The 16,319-nt window shown below is 35.8% G+C and carries 19 protein-coding genes, 1 tRNA gene and 1 pseudogene; 6 read left to right on the top strand and 15 right to left on the bottom strand.

What is annotated here, in order from left to right; translation table 11 throughout:
- Window position 1: 1 nt before the first annotated feature.
- The 7 genes from AC1FXP_RS12390 to AC1FXP_RS12360 all read right to left on the bottom strand — a co-directional run bounded on the left by AC1FXP_RS12390 (window position 2) and on the right by AC1FXP_RS12360 (window position 6,494).
- Window positions 2-886: a carbohydrate ABC transporter permease gene (locus tag AC1FXP_RS12390; RefSeq protein ID WP_480061779.1), complete on the bottom strand. Its 885-nt coding sequence runs from the start codon at window positions 884-886 to the stop codon at window positions 2-4.
- A 100-nt stretch (window positions 887-986) separates the two neighbouring features.
- A complete protein-coding gene (locus AC1FXP_RS12385; protein WP_480061777.1) occupies window positions 987-2,291 on the bottom strand; it encodes an ABC transporter substrate-binding protein in 1,305 nt (434 codons plus the stop codon).
- Window positions 2,292-2,550: 259 nt separating this feature from the next.
- Complete coding sequence (locus AC1FXP_RS12380) at window positions 2,551-3,558, bottom strand: SIS domain-containing protein (protein WP_480061775.1); 1,008 nt, start codon at window positions 3,556-3,558, stop codon at window positions 2,551-2,553.
- A gap of 746 nt (window positions 3,559-4,304) precedes the next feature.
- Window positions 4,305-4,748 carry a hypothetical protein gene (locus AC1FXP_RS12375; protein ID WP_480061773.1) on the bottom strand — a complete coding sequence of 148 codons (444 nt, stop codon included), beginning with the start codon at window positions 4,746-4,748 and terminating at the stop codon, window positions 4,305-4,307.
- A gap of 118 nt (window positions 4,749-4,866) precedes the next feature.
- A complete protein-coding gene (locus tag AC1FXP_RS12370) occupies window positions 4,867-5,475 on the bottom strand; it encodes an FMN-binding negative transcriptional regulator (RefSeq protein WP_480061771.1) in 609 nt (202 codons plus the stop codon).
- A 22-nt stretch (window positions 5,476-5,497) separates the two neighbouring features.
- Entirely contained in the window at window positions 5,498-6,016 is a 519-nt protein-coding gene (gene paiA, locus AC1FXP_RS12365) for a spermidine/spermine N(1)-acetyltransferase (protein ID WP_480061769.1), read from the bottom strand.
- Window positions 6,017-6,041: 25 nt separating this feature from the next.
- Window positions 6,042-6,494 carry a MarR family winged helix-turn-helix transcriptional regulator gene (locus AC1FXP_RS12360; RefSeq protein WP_480061767.1) on the bottom strand — a complete coding sequence of 151 codons (453 nt, stop codon included), beginning with the start codon at window positions 6,492-6,494 and terminating at the stop codon, window positions 6,042-6,044.
- Window positions 6,495-6,703: 209 nt separating this feature from the next.
- Here AC1FXP_RS12360 and AC1FXP_RS12355 point away from each other — a divergent pair, with 209 nt between their 5' ends.
- Window positions 6,704-6,919 carry a P-loop NTPase family protein gene (locus AC1FXP_RS12355; protein WP_480061765.1) on the top strand — a complete coding sequence of 72 codons (216 nt, stop codon included), beginning with the start codon at window positions 6,704-6,706 and terminating at the stop codon, window positions 6,917-6,919.
- Between the two features lie 106 nt (window positions 6,920-7,025).
- On the opposite strand, the gene AC1FXP_RS12350 is transcribed toward AC1FXP_RS12355, so the two are convergent.
- The 5 genes and pseudogenes from AC1FXP_RS12350 to AC1FXP_RS12330 all read right to left on the bottom strand — a co-directional run bounded on the left by AC1FXP_RS12350 (window position 7,026) and on the right by AC1FXP_RS12330 (window position 9,604).
- Entirely contained in the window at window positions 7,026-7,574 is a 549-nt protein-coding gene (locus AC1FXP_RS12350; RefSeq protein WP_480061763.1) for a GNAT family N-acetyltransferase, read from the bottom strand.
- A 146-nt stretch (window positions 7,575-7,720) separates the two neighbouring features.
- A pseudogene (locus tag AC1FXP_RS12345) lies at window positions 7,721-7,958 on the bottom strand (GNAT family N-acetyltransferase); the annotation flags it as partial.
- 327 nt (window positions 7,959-8,285) lie between these two features.
- Entirely contained in the window at window positions 8,286-8,720 is a 435-nt protein-coding gene (locus AC1FXP_RS12340) for a DUF4181 domain-containing protein (RefSeq protein ID WP_480061761.1), read from the bottom strand.
- Between the two features lie 165 nt (window positions 8,721-8,885).
- Window positions 8,886-9,197 carry a hypothetical protein gene (locus tag AC1FXP_RS12335; protein ID WP_480061759.1) on the bottom strand — a complete coding sequence of 104 codons (312 nt, stop codon included), beginning with the start codon at window positions 9,195-9,197 and terminating at the stop codon, window positions 8,886-8,888.
- Window positions 9,198-9,424: 227 nt separating this feature from the next.
- Window positions 9,425-9,604, bottom strand: a complete 180-nt coding sequence (locus AC1FXP_RS12330) for a hypothetical protein (RefSeq protein WP_480061757.1) — start codon at window positions 9,602-9,604, stop codon at window positions 9,425-9,427.
- Between the two features lie 793 nt (window positions 9,605-10,397).
- On the opposite strand from AC1FXP_RS12330, the gene AC1FXP_RS12325 reads away from it, so the two are divergent.
- Both AC1FXP_RS12325 and nspC read left to right on the top strand, forming a co-directional pair.
- On the top strand, window positions 10,398-11,630 hold the full coding sequence (locus tag AC1FXP_RS12325; protein ID WP_480061755.1) for a saccharopine dehydrogenase family protein: 1,233 nt from the start codon (window positions 10,398-10,400) through the stop codon (window positions 11,628-11,630).
- A 1-nt stretch (window position 11,631) separates the two neighbouring features.
- A complete protein-coding gene (gene nspC / locus AC1FXP_RS12320; protein WP_480061754.1) occupies window positions 11,632-12,759 on the top strand; it encodes a carboxynorspermidine decarboxylase in 1,128 nt (375 codons plus the stop codon).
- Between the two features lie 45 nt (window positions 12,760-12,804).
- On the opposite strand, the gene AC1FXP_RS12315 is transcribed toward nspC, so the two are convergent.
- The gene (locus tag AC1FXP_RS12315) at window positions 12,805-12,954 is read right to left on the bottom strand and encodes a hypothetical protein (protein WP_480061752.1); all 150 of its coding nucleotides are present in this window, start codon (window positions 12,952-12,954) and stop codon (window positions 12,805-12,807) included.
- Between the two features lie 429 nt (window positions 12,955-13,383).
- Between AC1FXP_RS12315 and AC1FXP_RS12310 the strand changes: the two genes are divergently transcribed.
- Both AC1FXP_RS12310 and AC1FXP_RS12305 read left to right on the top strand, forming a co-directional pair.
- A complete protein-coding gene (locus AC1FXP_RS12310) occupies window positions 13,384-14,097 on the top strand; it encodes an SDR family oxidoreductase (protein WP_480061750.1) in 714 nt (237 codons plus the stop codon).
- 12 nt (window positions 14,098-14,109) lie between these two features.
- A complete protein-coding gene (locus AC1FXP_RS12305; protein WP_480061748.1) occupies window positions 14,110-14,757 on the top strand; it encodes a ThuA domain-containing protein in 648 nt (215 codons plus the stop codon).
- Between the two features lie 195 nt (window positions 14,758-14,952).
- Here AC1FXP_RS12305 and AC1FXP_RS12300 read toward each other — a convergent pair whose 3' ends face one another.
- Complete coding sequence (locus tag AC1FXP_RS12300) at window positions 14,953-15,120, bottom strand: phosphatase PAP2 family protein (RefSeq protein WP_480061746.1); 168 nt, start codon at window positions 15,118-15,120, stop codon at window positions 14,953-14,955.
- Between the two features lie 193 nt (window positions 15,121-15,313).
- On the opposite strand from AC1FXP_RS12300, the gene AC1FXP_RS12295 reads away from it, so the two are divergent.
- Window positions 15,314-15,388 (top strand) — tRNA-Gln (locus tag AC1FXP_RS12295).
- 70 nt (window positions 15,389-15,458) lie between these two features.
- Here the strand turns inward: AC1FXP_RS12295 and AC1FXP_RS12290 are convergent.
- Window positions 15,459-16,319, bottom strand: coding sequence for a MetQ/NlpA family ABC transporter substrate-binding protein (locus AC1FXP_RS12290; protein ID WP_480061744.1), 861 nt, complete (start codon window positions 16,317-16,319; stop codon window positions 15,459-15,461).

The raw sequence follows: 16,319 nt of genomic DNA, 5'->3' as shown, positions 1-16,319 counted from the left end.
ATCAATCATCCTTTCCAGTACGAGACAGTCGAATTTGAATGATTGCAAATAGAGCTGAAAGTCCAAAGATACAAAGGGCTAATGTAGAAGCATATCCCATATTATCCTTTACAAAGCCTTCCTGGTACATATGAACAGCCATTGTAATCGAGCTAAATCCGGGACCACCATTTGTAAGAATATAAGGTTCGTTAAATACTAACATGGATCCAGTAACTGTAATGAGAACGTTTACAAAAATTGCCTCTTTCACCTGCGGTACCGTTACACTAAAGAATTTTCTTATCTTACCCGCACCGTCAATATCAGCTGCTTCATATAATTCTTTCGGAATTTTCTGAATTGCAACAATAAATAACAACATAATAAACCCTATACTCTGCCATTGAGACATAGCAATAACTGCATATATGGCAGTGCTTGCATTACCAAGCCACGGTTTTGCCCAATCACCTAATCCTACCAAATCCAAGAAACTATTTAAAAGACCCATTTGCGGATTATAAACAAAACCAAAAAGTAAAGCTATTACAGAAATAGAAATCATTACTGGTATAAAATAAACTACCCTGAAAAATGGTGCTACCCTTCTAAACACCTTATCTTCTAATATATAAGCAAGGACTAATGCGAACCCAACCTGTAAGATTACAGATATAATGGCATATTTAATAACATTGGCCAATGCCACAGGCACAACTCTATCATTTATAAGTATCTTAAAATTGTCTAGGCCGACAAATGTTTTACTCGGTGAAAAAACTGAAAATGAAAAGAAACTATTATAAAAATTTTGAAAAAGAGGAATGTACACAAACGTTACAAGTAATAAAATGCTTGGAAGTAAGAATACAATAGGAAGTAATAAGCTTTTTCTGTGTTGCAATTGCCCCACCCCTTTCCTTTCAATCTCATCATGTGTTTTTATATTTTCTAGGATTAAGGAAACATCCTGAATCCTAGAAAAGGGGGAATACAGTTAATTACTACTTTAAACGCGCTGCCTGTTCCTGCGCATCCTTGAGAATCTCTTCAGGAGTTGCTTGACCTATTGCTAGCGACTGACCGCCTCTCATGAACGCATCTGCCACATTAATATTAACAGCATTATCAAACCACGATGCAGATCCACTGGAATTCAACAAAATTTCATATGCTTCTAATCTTGCAGGAGAAGTATTTTCTTCTGTTACTGCTCCTTTAATAGCATTTAATTGCCCATCTACTTTTGTAAATTCAAAAGCTGTTTCTGCAGAAGTTAAGAATTTTAAGAAATCAATCGCTTCTGGAGGGGCATTATTACTTAACATCCATCCTTCCGGAGCTCCTGTTAATAAACTAGCATCTCCTTTTCCATCTGCAAAGGCAGGGAAGTTGAAGAATCCGAAGTCTACTCCGCCAATATCCTCTACCATCTTAATTTCCGCAAATTGCATATAAACAATTGGAATTTCACCGTTACCGAACATATTTCTCGCATCCTCATGCGTGATAGCAGTAGATAGGTCACCCATGTATGTTGTAAGCTCTTCAAATATTTCTAATCCGCGGATATATCCAGGATCCGTAAACTCTCCTTGGCCATCGACATAATCTACTGCGGTTACAGCAGGATCTAAGATTCGTTGGAATATCGTCCCCATATAGTGAGAAATGGCCCATGTATTCTGTAAACCCTCTACTAAAGGTGTTTCATAACCAGCTGCTTGAAGGTCATCTAAAACTACAATAAACTCATCATACGTAGTAGGTGCTTCTAGATTATTCTCAGCAAAGATATCTTTATTATAGAAGAATACTTTACCATCAATTGTAAATGGAACACCATACGTTACATCGTCAAAAGTAAAACCTTCAAACTGAGATTCCATAATGTTTCCCGACCATTCTGGATCTTCTGCTAATATATCATTTAAAGGCATAATTCTGTCGGATGATACTAGATTTGAAGCAAACGAATCGGACCAAGACGAGAAAACATCTGGCAGGTTCTCGTTGGAAATCAACACTCTGATCTTTTCCTTATAGGCATCATTCAAAACCGCATCCACATTGATTTTTACATTAGGGTTTGCTTCCATATACTCTGCAATCTTCTGATCATAGAAGGATTTACGTGGCTCATTTGGCCATCTGTGATTGAAATTAATTTCAACAATCTTATCCTCATTGCCTGAGGCTGTACCTTCCCCCCCTGAAGGCTCATTGGAGGCAGTCCCCCCTGACGTACACGCCACAAACACCGGCAAAAGAAACAGTACCATAACTAAAACTGCAATTAACCTTTTCACTTAGTTCACGCCCTTTTTTATTTATTTCAAAAAACTCAACACGTGATGATCAGAAGTATAGTACCGATTAATAGTATTAATATACTACCAATATTCCATTCTGTCTCTAACTCTAGCAAGTTATTTTTCTAGCAGAAAGAGTCAATATCGGAAACTACACTCCCTTACATAGAAATTAAATTAAAAACAGTTACTCAGTCTGGGCAGGGGTAAAGATTTTTGGAAATCTTGTTGTTAGTTAAAACAAATAATTCACCTTTTAATATTCCATTTTCCACATATAGCGTCTTACGGATAGTGGATGACCTGTATGCTCTGCTAATCCATCTGCATATTGTCTTAGTACAGCACCTACAATGGCAGGTCCAAAGTACTCACGGAGGTCTTTATCAATACCCGTATAATCAAGATCTGCAACATCTATTACTTCTACTTTTTCACTAAACTTCTCAGCAAAGTTGATAGCTCTTTGATCTAGTGGCCGGGTAGCACCTTCGCCTTTAATTATTAGGAAAGGAACATCGTAATCTGTAATTTCGAATGGCCCATGGAAATATTCACCAGAGTGAATTGCATTTGAGTGGATCCAAAGCATTTCCATTAATAGGCAGCTTGTAAAAGAATAGGCTTGATGATAATAAACACCGCTACCCATTGTATAAATTAACTTTTCTCTTTTATTATCTTTACCAAATTTAAATGCTCTTTCTAACGTTTGCTTCTTATTTATTTCAAAAAGATTTTCTATATTTTCTAATTGGTTTAAAACACGTTGGTACTTCTCATCTTGAGATAAAGCATTGATAATTCCGAAAATTAAACTAAAGTAAATGCCTACTTCCTCATCAATAGCATTAGATCCATCTTTGTAGTTGTAGTGAACTGTATATTCAGCCTCTTGGCAAAGTGGAGAATCTACGTCCATTGAGATAGCAATGGTAATAGCACCTTTTTCCCTAGCAAACTTTGCTGCTTCTACAGTCTCCGGTGTAGTTCCAGAGTGTGAGCGAAGAATTACTACACTATTTTCCCCTAGACCACGAGGGTTAACATGAATGAACTCGTTAGAAGTATAAACTCTAGTAGGAATATCTAGCTCTCGATCGATGAAATAATCCCCAGAACCTAAGGAAGCCATAGACCCTCCACAAGCTACGAAGTAAAAATTCTTTACGTTAACTGCTTTCACTGCATCTACAGCAGCTTGGATTTGTTGCACATGTTCAGTTTTCATGGCTTGGCTTTGTTGCACGTGTTCAGTTTTCATGAATAAGTACCCCCTAAAAAATATTACATCATATGATGTATTAAACACATAATATAACGTTATATTATGTGTTGTCAATTCATTTTTTAAAATTTTCAGTTAATACCCTCGAGAAAACGCCTACTTCTAACTAATAGGGATATCGTATCAAGAACAAAAAAGTATACAGATATATTTTATTTTCCAAGAAAACATTACAGGAAATTCTAATTACCACTAATTTTATCGGGGTAAATCCTGCATGCAAGTAGCATAAAATATTAGTTATAAATATCCAAAAATAATTAATTAATTATTTAATTAATCTATGTAACAGCCTTAAAAAATTTAACTTTTCTAATTTTACGGAAGGAACAACTTACTAGCACAGCTATTACTGATTCATTTTTTGCATAATAAAACAGACCTTATTTTCATAAAGATAAGGTCTGTCATTATGATTGTGTCTGGGTTATTACGGTTAATTTCTATCATCAATTAGTTTTATAACTTGAGTTAAGCTTTTTTCTGACATGTAATATAGAGTAAATGATGGTTTCTAAACTTAATACTTATAAGATAAGAGGGACTCATTCTAATAGTTGTCGATAAAACTGTTATCCTATATTCTGAAAACGACCATTAAAAACATTCACCCAATATCCGGAAGTCAAATTTATAAAAGCTACTCCTGTACTTGATTGCACTCTAATATACTGACCCACCAGCGTAATTCGATTTCGATTAACTTTTTACATTTTCTTTTTTTATTCTGCTTTATTTATCAACTCAAATGATTCTTCAGAACCATTCCATTTAACAATTACAGGTATGGTTTCATCTTTGTTTATTTTAGCTCCAGTTCCTCCACCACTTGTTCTAAATGAAATATCATTAGGTGGTTGGTCAAACTCCCTGCTAACACTACTTCCTCCAGCTGATGTTTGATAAGAATAATCAAGATTCTTTATTGACTGCACCTCATCTAAAGAACCTTTAAATGTAAGTACAAATGTATCCTTTTTTTCATGTGAGTAGGTAGTTCTATTATTTTCTTCTCCCCATATCTCTGTTCCTTCATAAATGTACTCAGCTTCCCAATATTGCCCTTCTCCTGTAAATAAATAACCGTGCTTAATAACTTCCTCATTGGAACAAGCAGAAAGCAACAGAGTTAATAGTAATAGTGAAATCGGAACCAAACTTTTCATCTCCTCATTCTCCTTCCAATAATAACCATAACATACGAAAAGGAAACTGATGAATCTCCCCCTTAAAAACTATTTTGTTATTCAATCATCGCTCTCGTTCGTAAATAACATGAAACAATTACATTTTTAGATTCGCCTTCATTAATGAAGAAATCTGTTGCTCATCAGTATTTGAAATTTGTTCTAGTTGATTTATAACTAGCTCTTGTCGCAGTGCTGAATGGTTTTGACTTAATTTAGCTTTTCCTTCTATCTTAGTGATTTTTATTTTGAAACCTTGAACTCCTTTGTTCATGGCAGCGAGGAACTCAGGATCTACTTCTCCTAAGCTGTATGAACTGTCAGGAGTTTCATATTTCACTACCATTTCATGTAAGGAATCCATTAACTCATTTTCATCTTCTAAAAGCTCGACTTCTCCATAAACATGAACGGTTACATAATTCCAAGTTGGTACTGCTTTATTCGTTTCATACCAGGATGGGGATATATAACAATGAGGACCGTGGAAAACAGCTAAAACGGTTTGATTTTCGATATCTTTCCACTGAGGATTCGGACGAGCAAAGTGTCCATATAAATATGTATTCTTCTTATTCAAAAGTAACGGTAAATGAGTTGCAAATGGCACTCCATTATGCTCTGAAAAAAGAGTCGCAAAACTAAATTCTTTCATAATCTCGTAATTCATTTTTTCTGTGACTTTAAAATGTGAAGGAATATACATACTAATCCACCTTTCAAGAAAGTTATTTGATTGTTTTGGTCATAATAAAGTCCACTTGTTCTTCATCACCCATATAAAAAGAGTGGGCTCCAGTTTGAACAAACCCCATTTTTTTATAAAAGGCGATAGCATTTTCATTTTTTTCCCATACGCCTAACCAAACTTTCTTTTTATTAAGTTCCACCGCCATTTTCATAGCTTTATCTAGCAGATATTTACCAAGTCCATGTTTTTGAAATTTGTTCTTTATATAAATCCTTTCAATTTCAAGTGATTCACCACCCATATCTTCAGACTGAGCGTCATTGGTATTAACCTTTAAATAACCAGCAACCTCATTATTAAAATAAACAAAAAAGAATTGCGAGAAAAGGTTGGATAATTCATTTTCCAATTGTTTAGACTGAAATGCTTTTTCCAGATAGGCTTTCATATTTTCAGGTGAATTTTGACCTTTAAATGTTTCATTGAATGTTTCAATACTTATTTCTTGGAGTATTTGTAATTCTTCACGGTTGCACTTTTTTATTTTTAAAGTCATCTTTATACATCGCCCCTTCAGAAAATCAATAATTTCTCTTGTTTCCCTTTTTTACAAATTCCCAGTCTTTCTCTATATTTTTTCTTACTCTTTGAAGAAGATCGAAAATGGTTTCCACTTCTCTTTCGGAAAAACCCTTTAAAGCAACGGTATTGGAATAATCATTTTCTCTTTTTATAAAAGGAAAAACATGTTTTCCTTTCTCTGTCGGGAAAAGTTTTTTGATTTTTTTGTTATGTGTATCTTCTTTCTTTTCAATAAAGCCATTCATTTCAAGTTTTTTTATAGCACGAGCTGCTGTTGTTCGATCTACTTTTATCATCTCAGCTAATTTTTCTTGAATGATTCCTGGGTTTTCACATATTCGTACAAGATACAAATACTGCCCCTTTGTTAGGTCATATTCTTTAAACTCTATATTACTTATAGAATCTAATGCCCTTGCTATCATCCCAATTTCACGAAGAATTTCCTTCATAATTACCTCCTTAGCATATATTTATGTTGCAAATGCAACATAAATGGCATATGTTAAATTTAACTCGTTTTTGTTGTATTTACAACAAAAAAACTCTAGTAAAGTGATACTAACAGACAGTTGTCATTTGGTCTTCGTTTTTAATTGTTTATTTTTATGTCAGCACTTTAATTATCCTCAAGAAAACGGGCTCTATTGTAAGGATAATAGTGAAGAAATTGATTATTGGACAAGAAGGAAACGGTATGTTTAACTTAAATACGCTCATTAAAGAAGACGGACTCTACTTTGTAAACGTTGAAGCAAGTACGATTGATTCCAAAGTGATGCCAACGAAACAATTTATTGTGGGCTCCCTCTCCGAAGAAGACATTGATTCTCTACCAAGTCAAAGGGATGGAGGACATCATGAAAGTCATCATTAACACATAATAAATTCTAACCTGCTTTTCAATTGCGATTTTGATAGTTTAAAAACCAACCTTTTTCACCGGAGAGTGCGTTGATTATCTTGATCAACGCACTCTTTTGTTATATAAGTCGGTTATCATCTTCTTTTATTAGCCCGTATACATAGTGATCAACGAATCTATCATATAAAAATTCAGAACTTTTTAGACAACCCTCTTTTTGAAAGCCTAGGCTTTCAGGAATAGCTTGGCTTTTATAATTTTCCGTTGCTGCACGAATTTCTATTCTTTTTAAGTTTAGTTCATTAAAACAATAATCTATAACTGATTTACAAGCACTGGTCATTAAACCTTTACCTTGAAATCCTTCACCTAACCAATATCCAATTGAAGTTGATTTATTAGCCCAGTTTATACCATGTAACCCTATGACTCCGGCTAATTCGCCTTTATACCAAATACCGGCTTGAAAGCCATTATTATTACTAAATTGCTTAAGTGTACTTTCTATAAACTCCTTTGAATTGCTTACCTTATTTGTGAAATCAACCCAAGGCAGCCATTCCCTAAGATAATCTCTTGATTTATCCGTTAACATGAATAGATTCTCAGCATGTCGCGGTTCTAACAAACGCAATTTAGTATCATGGTTAAGTTTAAAATAAAACATACTTTCCCCTCTCTTTATCCTTTTAAAGCCTTATTCAACTCTACTGCTGTATTACAAAGAAAAGATTGCACTTGTTGAGCAATTGCTTTCCAATACAACAGAAAAAGCGCTACCCCTTTTTGGATCAACGCACACCGGTAAGCTAATCATTTTACTTTTAAAACCATTCGCACGTTTTAAGATATGTCCATCGAAATCATCATCGAACTGTTTAATAACCTCAAAACCTTTTGCTTCATAAAAGGGCTTTCCTATAACATTTTCCTTTTCTACTTCTATATAAATCTCTTTTAAACCATCTAACTCGCTCGTTCCTTGCTGTAACAAAGCTGAACCAACCCCTTTACCTTGGTAATCAGGATAAACATAAATAGCACCTAATTCTACGGTAAAGCAACATGGAAAGACTTATTCAATTTTTTTAAAGTCTTCAGGTTAGCAATAACACCTATAAACCCTGAAACTGCAAATGCTATTGGAACAGCCACTAGAGAAATATCAGTTGGAGCTTCCACTAGTAAACGATATACCCAAAAGAAACAGATAATCAGTCCCTATAAGTCCAATCTTTGCTTTTGTTTTTTATTCATATTCAAGCACCACCTTGAAACAATTAAAACCCTTACTTCCATTTAAAGTTTAATTGACTTATAACCTTTCCTTGCTGAGAGTTAAGTCGTTCCTCTAAATAGATTACATTCGCATGTCATGTTATCCAACCAAACCGAAGAAATTCGTCTTGTATATCAAAAAGAATAATATAGTTGCAAACGCTAATTGACTTAGAGTTAATCGATAAGCATTTCTATTTTTTGCGTATTTCCATTCCATATATGCTTGAGTTGCTCCTGACAATAGTATAAATATAAGCATAATAAACCATGTTTCAAAAAACCAAATACTCTCCATGTAATCCCTTTGGCTATTAATGATGTACCCGAGTATGATCATGACAATAACAAAAATTCTTATCGACCAATCAATTTTTTTGTGTTTATTGTTTACGTGATGGTATAAAAAAAGGCTTTCCCTCTTTACTTTTAACCACCTTCTCATAACTACATCAAATGAAATGATCAATACTACAACAAGCGTTAATAAGAGTACTAGATTCAGCCAAAAATTCGGTTCTAAGCCATAATACACAATATCCCTCATCTCGTAAGCCTATATCAAGACTAATAATGATCAAATTAAGTTCAATAACTCTATTGTATTAGAAGTGAAATAATGAACTCCCATATAAGAGTTGCGATCTGCTTTACTCATTTTAACATCTAAGGGTATGAGCATGCAGAAGCTCCAGAAATACTAGCAAGCAAAAAGAAGAAAAATGAAAATTTGATACCAGTTGTAAGAAGTAGCAACAATAAGCCTAGTTCCAAGGGGACTAGGCTTATTGTTTGATTCTCTTGTAAGCTCCCATATCTCTATTAATACAGGCATTTCTTCAAATTCAATTTCAGTTACTAACTCCCACTGTAATCCTGCTGGCTTCTTATAAGGGGAGTTGGTTTTAATTAATTCGCTTTCAGGTGCAATCCAGTCAACTGTTAGATCAAATGGATCCCTTGGTATATCAGCAACCGTTAATTGTGCACTATGGACAGTGCCTAAGAGCAATTTCTCTGCCGTACGATTTCATGTAAAAAAGACTAGCCGCCTTTCTTTCTTCACCAGCAGGAACCCATTCTGGCCTAATCATGATAAACCCGGCTTTTGGACTTGAAATTTCTTTACTAAGCCTTTAACGAATAAAATGAAGCACGATTGCTGTAATTATAAAAAACCTTACTTGTTCGTGCTTTTAAAGATAAAGAGCCGTCAATCATTTAGACGGCTAGCTTTTACTATATATGATCACTTGTTCCACTAACAAGTAGTGCAATACTTACGCTCAATGAATAAGAGAGCGCATATTCAATTGTAGCAAAGCACATCTCTACTACTTTCTTCCCTTTTAATTCAGATACCAGGCAAAAGTGCTCGTCCATTTTCTCAATTACCATCGTATTATTTACTTTATACATGTTTATTCCTCCTTGTTTTTCTTAATAGGTATCAACTTTTTTCTTAGTTTATCATCCACAATTCAAAAATCGATACTTAATAATAATTAATATCAAGAAATACTTTGTTTTGTTTTAGGTCTATTCGTCTTTCTATAGAATAACAATAGGAGAGCTCTGATTGTTCCACCATTTAAACCTAGATAAATTTCCCAGTTTATTTTTTTTATTTTTTTTTAATATGCCTATTGATATTTTGATAAGATGTTGCTACGCTAGAGAAGCATTATTTGGAGAGCTAAATTTTACTGAAACTGGGTCTTTCCAAGCAGATAATTTTGACCACTTACAAACGGTAAGTTAAAGCCATACGGACAGCTGGTCAAAGCCGACTGGCAACTTAGTTGCCTTATTGATTGAGTTAAAAGCTCAAATTTTATAAGTTGGTTACTTTACAACCAGTGCATTTGCACATCAACTTGTGAAACGGTCAATAAGAGTGCTAAAAAGTAATTATTTGCTATATAGACTCTGATCCTATTAAGATATTTTAAATATTAAAAAGCCTTCTATCATAATGTTCTTTTATGGTAGTCGATGTCTACTTATGTGGTTTTACTTATGCTTATTTAATATTTATTAATGTTGATATCTTAGCAAGTGTTGTGCGCAATCATGCGTTTGGCACTTGCTTTTTGTTGTTCAAACGTTTTTTGAGAGGTTATATCCATACCATCTTGGGTATAGACATTCTAAGAGTTTGTTACGGACTTCTCTTCCATTTGTAAAATTTATTTAGTTAGGAGATAGGATAATGGGAAAAGCGCTTATTATTGGTTGTGGTGGAGTGGCATCTGTAGCCATCCACAAATGTGTTCAAAACAGCGAGGTATTTGAAGAAATTTGTATCGCTAGTCGTACAAAGTCAAAGTGTGATGATTTAAAAGCAAAACTTGATGGCGGGAAAACGAAAATTACGACTGCACAAATTGATGCAAACAATGTCGATGAGTTAATCGCATTGATTGAAGAGGTAAAACCAGATATCGTTATGAACTTAGCATTGCCATATCAAGATTTAACAATTATGGATGCTTGCCTTGCAACAAAAACACACTATTTAGATACAGCGAATTATGAGCCAGAAGATACGGCAAAGTTTGAATACAAATGGCAGTGGGATTACCGCGAGCGTTTTGAAAAAGCTGGTATTACAGCTCTTTTAGGAAGCGGCTTTGATCCTGGTGTAACAGGTGTCTTTTCAGCACATGCCCTAAAGCATCACTTTGATGAAATTGAATACATCGATATTCTTGACTGCAACGCAGGCGATCATGGCTATCCTTTTGCTACGAACTTTAACCCTGAGATCAACATCCGTGAAGTTTCTGCAAACGGACGTTACTGGGAGAACGGCGAATGGGTAGAAACGAACCCAATGGAAATCAAACGTGTCTACAACTTCCCAGAAATTGGGGAAAAAGATATGTACTTATTATATCATGAAGAACTTGAATCTCTTGCTGTAAATATTCCTGGCATTAAACGAATTCGCTTCTTCATGACATTTGGTGAGAGCTACCTTACTCATTTAAAATGTCTAGAAAATGTTGGTTTAACTTCAATTGAGCCAATCGAATATGAAGGGAAAGAAATCGTTCCACTTCAATTCCTAAAAGCACTACTACCTGATCCATCTACTCTTGGACCACGTACAAAAGGAAAAACAAACATTGGTTGTATTTTCAAAGGGAAAAAAGATGGAAAAGAAAAAACATACTACGTATATAACATATGTGACCACCAAGAATGCTTCAATGAAGTAGGCTCACAAGCAGTCTCTTATACAACAGGTGTTCCTGCCATGATCGGTGCTATGATGATTATGACTGGAGAGTGGAATAAAGCAGGCGTATACAACATTGAAGAATTCGATCCAGATCCATTCATGGAAGCATTAAACAAGTGGGGCTTACCTTGGAAAGAAAGTTTAAACCCAGAGCTTGTGGATAATGAGCCAATCAAACAACCGGAGTCTGTACGTTAAGATGCGGTTTGAAGAATTACCAACACCTTGTTATGTAGTAGACAAAAGTCTTTTGGAAAAGAATCTAAAGACTCTAAATGGAGTTATGCAACGTACAGGTGCGAAAATCATTCTTGCACAAAAGGCATTTTCAATGTCGACGATGTACCCACTCATCGGGAAGTATTTAAGCGGGACAGCAGCAAGCGGGTTATATGAAGCAAGACTTGGTCATGAGGAAATGGGTAAAGAAAATCATGTCTTTGCCCCAGCTTATCGTGATGATGAAATTGATGAAATCATCTCCTATTGTGATCATATTATCTTTAACTCTTTCTCGCAGGTAGAAAGGTTTAAAGATACAGTTATTCAAGCTGGTAAGAAAGTTGGCTTGCGTATCAACCCTGAATGCTCTACACAGGTTGGGCATGCGATCTATGATCCATGCTCACCTGGTTCCCGTTTTGGTGTTACCATTGAGAATTTCCGTCCAGAGTTGCTTGATGGTGTATCTGGCTTCCACTTCCATACCCTGTGTGAGCAAAACTCTGACGACTTAGAAACAACGCTTAATGCAGTTGAAGAAAAATTCGGCCCTTGGCTATCACAATTAGAATGGATCAACTTTGGTGGAGGTCACCACATCACCAGAGAAGATTATGACATCACATTATTAGAAGAATGTATTAAAAGAATGCAAACGAAATACGATTTAGAAGTTTATCTTGAGCCCGGAGAAGCGATTGCACTTAATGCAGGTTACCTCGTTACGACTGTTCTTGATACCATGCAGAACGGAATGGAAATTGCCATTCTTGATACGTCCGCAACATGTCATATGCCAGATGTACTTGAAATGCCTTATCGTCCTCCTCTTCTAGGATCAGGTGAAAAAGGCGAAAAGCCATTTACATATCGACTAGGTGGACAAACATGTCTTGCCGGTGATGTCATTGGAGAATATTCATTTGACGAGCCCTTAAAAAGCGGAGATCGATTAGTGTTTGGAGATATGGCGATCTACACAATGGTGAAAAACACAACATTTAACGGGATGCCATTACCAGCGATTGCTCTGAAAGATAAAGATGGAGATTACCGTATTGTGCGTGAGTTCGGCTATGAGGACTTTAAGGTGAGACTTGCATAATCAATTGGAAGCACGATCTCGCAATGGTCGCTCCCCCTTCACAGATTAAATTTGAAAGAACCAGATTCTTATGAGAGAATTTGGTTCTTTTTCTTTTGGCTGTGTTAAATACAAAGGTTGATATAGAACAGAAAACAGGCGTACTCTTGAATCATTAGCAAAAGACGTACAACCATTGTTATAGCTCATCGTCATTCTACTATCCTCCATGCGCAGCGATTTATCGTTTTAACAGAGGAAGGTATTGCTGAAGAAGGGATACATGATTCATTTCTTACACGAAATGGAGCGCATGCACACCTGCACTCTAAACAATTTGAACTACAAGTATAGACGATATACCAAGATCGGCTCTCTTTTAAAACGTTATCAAATCCAGAGAATTCCACAAAAGTTGTCTTATGCTCTGTAGTACTAAAATAAATGATATGTAATACAGGTTGTTGTCTTTCGTTCATTTTTTCCCCCTCCTGCTTTAGCGTATAGCTATGAAAAGCTGTAAAAGAAAATATGTCAGTCATTCTTCTTCTCCACTTCCTATAAAAACCAGAAGGAATTACCTTACCAGTGGAGAATTTTAGATAGATGAAAGCACTTACTTAAATACAGGAGGTTTCATAATCAATGAAAAAAACAATTTATATAACAGGCGCAGATAGAGGGTTAGGTTTAGCTCTGTCAAAAGTTTTCTTGAAATCTAATTTCAAAGTTTTTGCTGGTCGCTACATGACGGATTGGGCTGAGCTTGATGAATTAAAGGAGGAGCATGGTGACGATTTACACATTATTACATTAGATGTTACCGATCAGCAATCTGTGGATCAGGCCGCGGACTATATTAAAGAGCATGCCGGTCAATTAGATATTTTGATTAACAATGCTGCTATTTATAAGGATCGCTCTGAGGATGTATTCGGAGAGTTTAATTATGACGATATGATGGCTCATTATAACACCAATGCCTTAGGGCCGTTACGTGTATCCAAATCTGTCGTTCCATTATTAATGAAAGGTGATAGTAAGATCCTCGCAAATATTTCTTCAGAAGCCGGGAGTTTAGCAGATTCTTGGAGAAAGAAAGAGTATGGCTATTGCATGTCAAAAACTGCATTAAATATGCAATTAACAATCTTACAAAACCAATTAGAGGAATATGGAATCAAAGTATTAGCTTTCCATCCAGGTTATGTGAAGACGTATATTTTTGGTGACTTTAATCCTGATGCAACGATTGATGCGTTCGAATCAGCGACTGGGATTATGGAGCAAATTTTAAAATCCCCAGCGATAAATGAACACATGTACATTGATTATCAAGGAAATAAACTAAACTGGTAAGGAGAGATAAAATTGATTAGGATCATAGCACTAGTAGGCGATTACTGGCATGCTGGAGATGATGCCAAAGTTGGTTTGGAAGCTGCAGTTGACCGAATGCCAAACAAAAAAGACGTTCATCTTCAGTACATTACTCACGAGGAAGTATCCAAAGCTCTAGATGAGAAACCAGACTTATTGATCAATGCAAAAATGGATCAACTAAACCCTAAGGATGAACACGTCATTACTTGGTTAACAGAAGAATTGGACCAGAAGCTTGCCACCTATGTTAAAGAAGGAGGCAGTGTACTAGCTTGGCATGCTGGGATGGCTGGATATAAAGGGGAAAGCAATTATATTCAAATGTTACGAGGATCTTTTGACTATCACCCACCGGGACTTCAAGAGGTTACATACATGTTGAAGGAAAATGAAAAAAGCGGAGAAAATACATTCCTCCTTACCGATGAGCAGTATTTTGTCCACTGTGAAATAGAAAACACAGAAGTCGACCTTTGGAGCACAGGTGTTGATGGCGATTCGATCGCAGGCTGGAAGCATTCCTATGAAAAAGGGAAGGTTTGCTGCTTTACTCCAGCCCATACAAAGGAAGGCATGTTGAACAAAAATGTCTCAAATTTGTTAGTAGAAAAAATACTTTGGTCGTTATCAAAATAGGTTATTAGGATGAGATTCGGGTTCTTCCCCTTCTCTCCTTTTTCACTAACTAAAAAAACTTAGCTAAGAAAAGAATAAGGAGGAAAGTCAATCATCTTTGCTCTTTTTTCTGGAAGGATTCAGAATTTAATTAAGTCACATATCCTGAATAATAAATTGGTCCTCCCCTCAACAATACAGAACCTTATTCACTGATTATGCGAAGTCCCTCTTTATTTTTCGATTGTGTTGTCTTTCTTTTATGTATTGATAAACCCAAATTGTCAAAAAGAGCCAAAACCCACTTAATAAATAAGCTCCTACTACATCGCTTGGAAAATGCACTCTGAGATAAACCCTGCTTGTCCCAATAGCAAGGATCATAACTGTACTAACGTATTGTTAGATACTTTTTTCGGTTTATGCATTTGATTTCAACTACCCCATGATGCACTTTTCACAACTCCTATTCCTCAGTTTGAGTCTACATCCCCTCACAAAATGACTTTTCTTCATCTTTTTCTGAGAAAGAAGAATAATATCTCTGCAAGTACATACTATAAGATTGTCACTTCGATGGGCTATAGCCAAGCGGTAAGGCAACGGACTTTGACTCCGTCATGCGTAGGTTCGAATCCTGCTAGCCCAGCCAGTTACAAATACATAATCCAAAAAAGCTGCTGAGTAACAAAACTCAGCAGCTTTTTTCAAATTCTATTTTATTATTCACCTGTTAAAGGAATGACCGCACCATCATACGTGTCGATAATGAACTGTTGAACTTCTTCTGATTGAAGAATTTCAACTAATTTTAAGATCTCAGCACGGTTTTCGTCTTCTGAACGAACAACAATTAGGTTTGGTTGAAGAACATCTGCTCCCTCAAACGCAATACCATACTGCTCAATGTCTACTCCACCTTCAAGTGCATAGTTTGTGTTAATCACAACTGCTTCGCCTTCTCCTGCTTCAAATGAAGGAGCAAGCATTCTTGCTTCTACTTGATACTTGTCAAACTGTAAGTTTTTAGGATTTGATACGATATCGTCTACTGTTGCTAAAGCACCTTCTGCGACATCAAGCTCAATTAAGCCTGCTTCTTCAAAAATTGGAAGAATACGTCCATGGTCACTAATTGAATCACTCATGATAATTGTTGCACCTTCTGGAAGCTCATCTAAGCTGCTGTATTCTTTAGAATACACACCAATTGGCTCAGCGTGGATAGCCCCAATGCTTACAAAATCATAATCAGGATTTTCATCTAATTGCATCGCTAAGTAACCAGGTGTCTGGAAATAGTTTGCATCGATATCGCCATCACGTAATGCTTGGTTTGGCAAGATATAATCTTGAAATGTGACAATTTCAAGCTCAATGCCTTCTTCAGCTAAAAGTGGTTGAACATATTCAAGTACTTCTGTATGCGGCACAGCAGATGCCCCAACTACTAGCGTTGATGTTTCAGCTTGTTCTCCCTCTTCACCAGCTGCATTTTCTGTTGTTTCTTCTTCTGCAGCACCACAAGCTACTAAAGATGCGGATAATGCTGCTACACCAAGTAAGCGTAAAAACTTTTTCAT

The organism is Halalkalibacter sp. HAAS-P013 (assembly GCF_056619925.1).
The sequence above is the reverse complement of the archived record's forward strand: the minus strand, read 5'-3'. Positions and strand labels throughout refer to the sequence as shown.

What these genes read in the sequence shown, in the direction of transcription:
- AC1FXP_RS12380 (WP_480061775.1), bottom strand. Translation starts at nt 3,558, where the DNA reads ATGAAAACTGAACACGTGCAACAAAGCCAAGCCATGAAAACTGAACAT.
- AC1FXP_RS12375 (WP_480061773.1), bottom strand. Translation starts at nt 4,748, where the DNA reads ATGAAAAGTTTGGTTCCGATTTCACTATTACTATTAACTCTGTTGCTT.
- AC1FXP_RS12370 (WP_480061771.1), bottom strand. Translation starts at nt 5,475, where the DNA reads ATGTATATTCCTTCACATTTTAAAGTCACAGAAAAAATGAATTACGAG.
- paiA (WP_480061769.1), bottom strand. Translation starts at nt 6,016, where the DNA reads ATGACTTTAAAAATAAAAAAGTGCAACCGTGAAGAATTACAAATACTC.
- AC1FXP_RS12360 (WP_480061767.1), bottom strand. Translation starts at nt 6,494, where the DNA reads ATGAAGGAAATTCTTCGTGAAATTGGGATGATAGCAAGGGCATTAGAT.
- AC1FXP_RS12350 (WP_480061763.1), bottom strand. Translation starts at nt 7,574, where the DNA reads ATGTTTTATTTTAAACTTAACCATGATACTAAATTGCGTTTGTTAGAA.
- AC1FXP_RS12330 (WP_480061757.1), bottom strand. Translation starts at nt 9,604, where the DNA reads ATGTATAAAGTAAATAATACGATGGTAATTGAGAAAATGGACGAGCAC.
- AC1FXP_RS12325 (WP_480061755.1), top strand. Translation starts at nt 10,398, where the DNA reads ATGGGAAAAGCGCTTATTATTGGTTGTGGTGGAGTGGCATCTGTAGCC.
- nspC (WP_480061754.1), top strand. Translation starts at nt 11,632, where the DNA reads ATGCGGTTTGAAGAATTACCAACACCTTGTTATGTAGTAGACAAAAGT.
- AC1FXP_RS12315 (WP_480061752.1), bottom strand. Translation starts at nt 12,954, where the DNA reads ATGACGATGAGCTATAACAATGGTTGTACGTCTTTTGCTAATGATTCA.
- AC1FXP_RS12310 (WP_480061750.1), top strand. Translation starts at nt 13,384, where the DNA reads ATGAAAAAAACAATTTATATAACAGGCGCAGATAGAGGGTTAGGTTTA.
- AC1FXP_RS12300 (WP_480061746.1), bottom strand. Translation starts at nt 15,120, where the DNA reads ATGATCCTTGCTATTGGGACAAGCAGGGTTTATCTCAGAGTGCATTTT.
- AC1FXP_RS12290 (WP_480061744.1), bottom strand. Translation starts at nt 16,319, where the DNA reads ATGAAAAAGTTTTTACGCTTACTTGGTGTAGCAGCATTATCCGCATCT.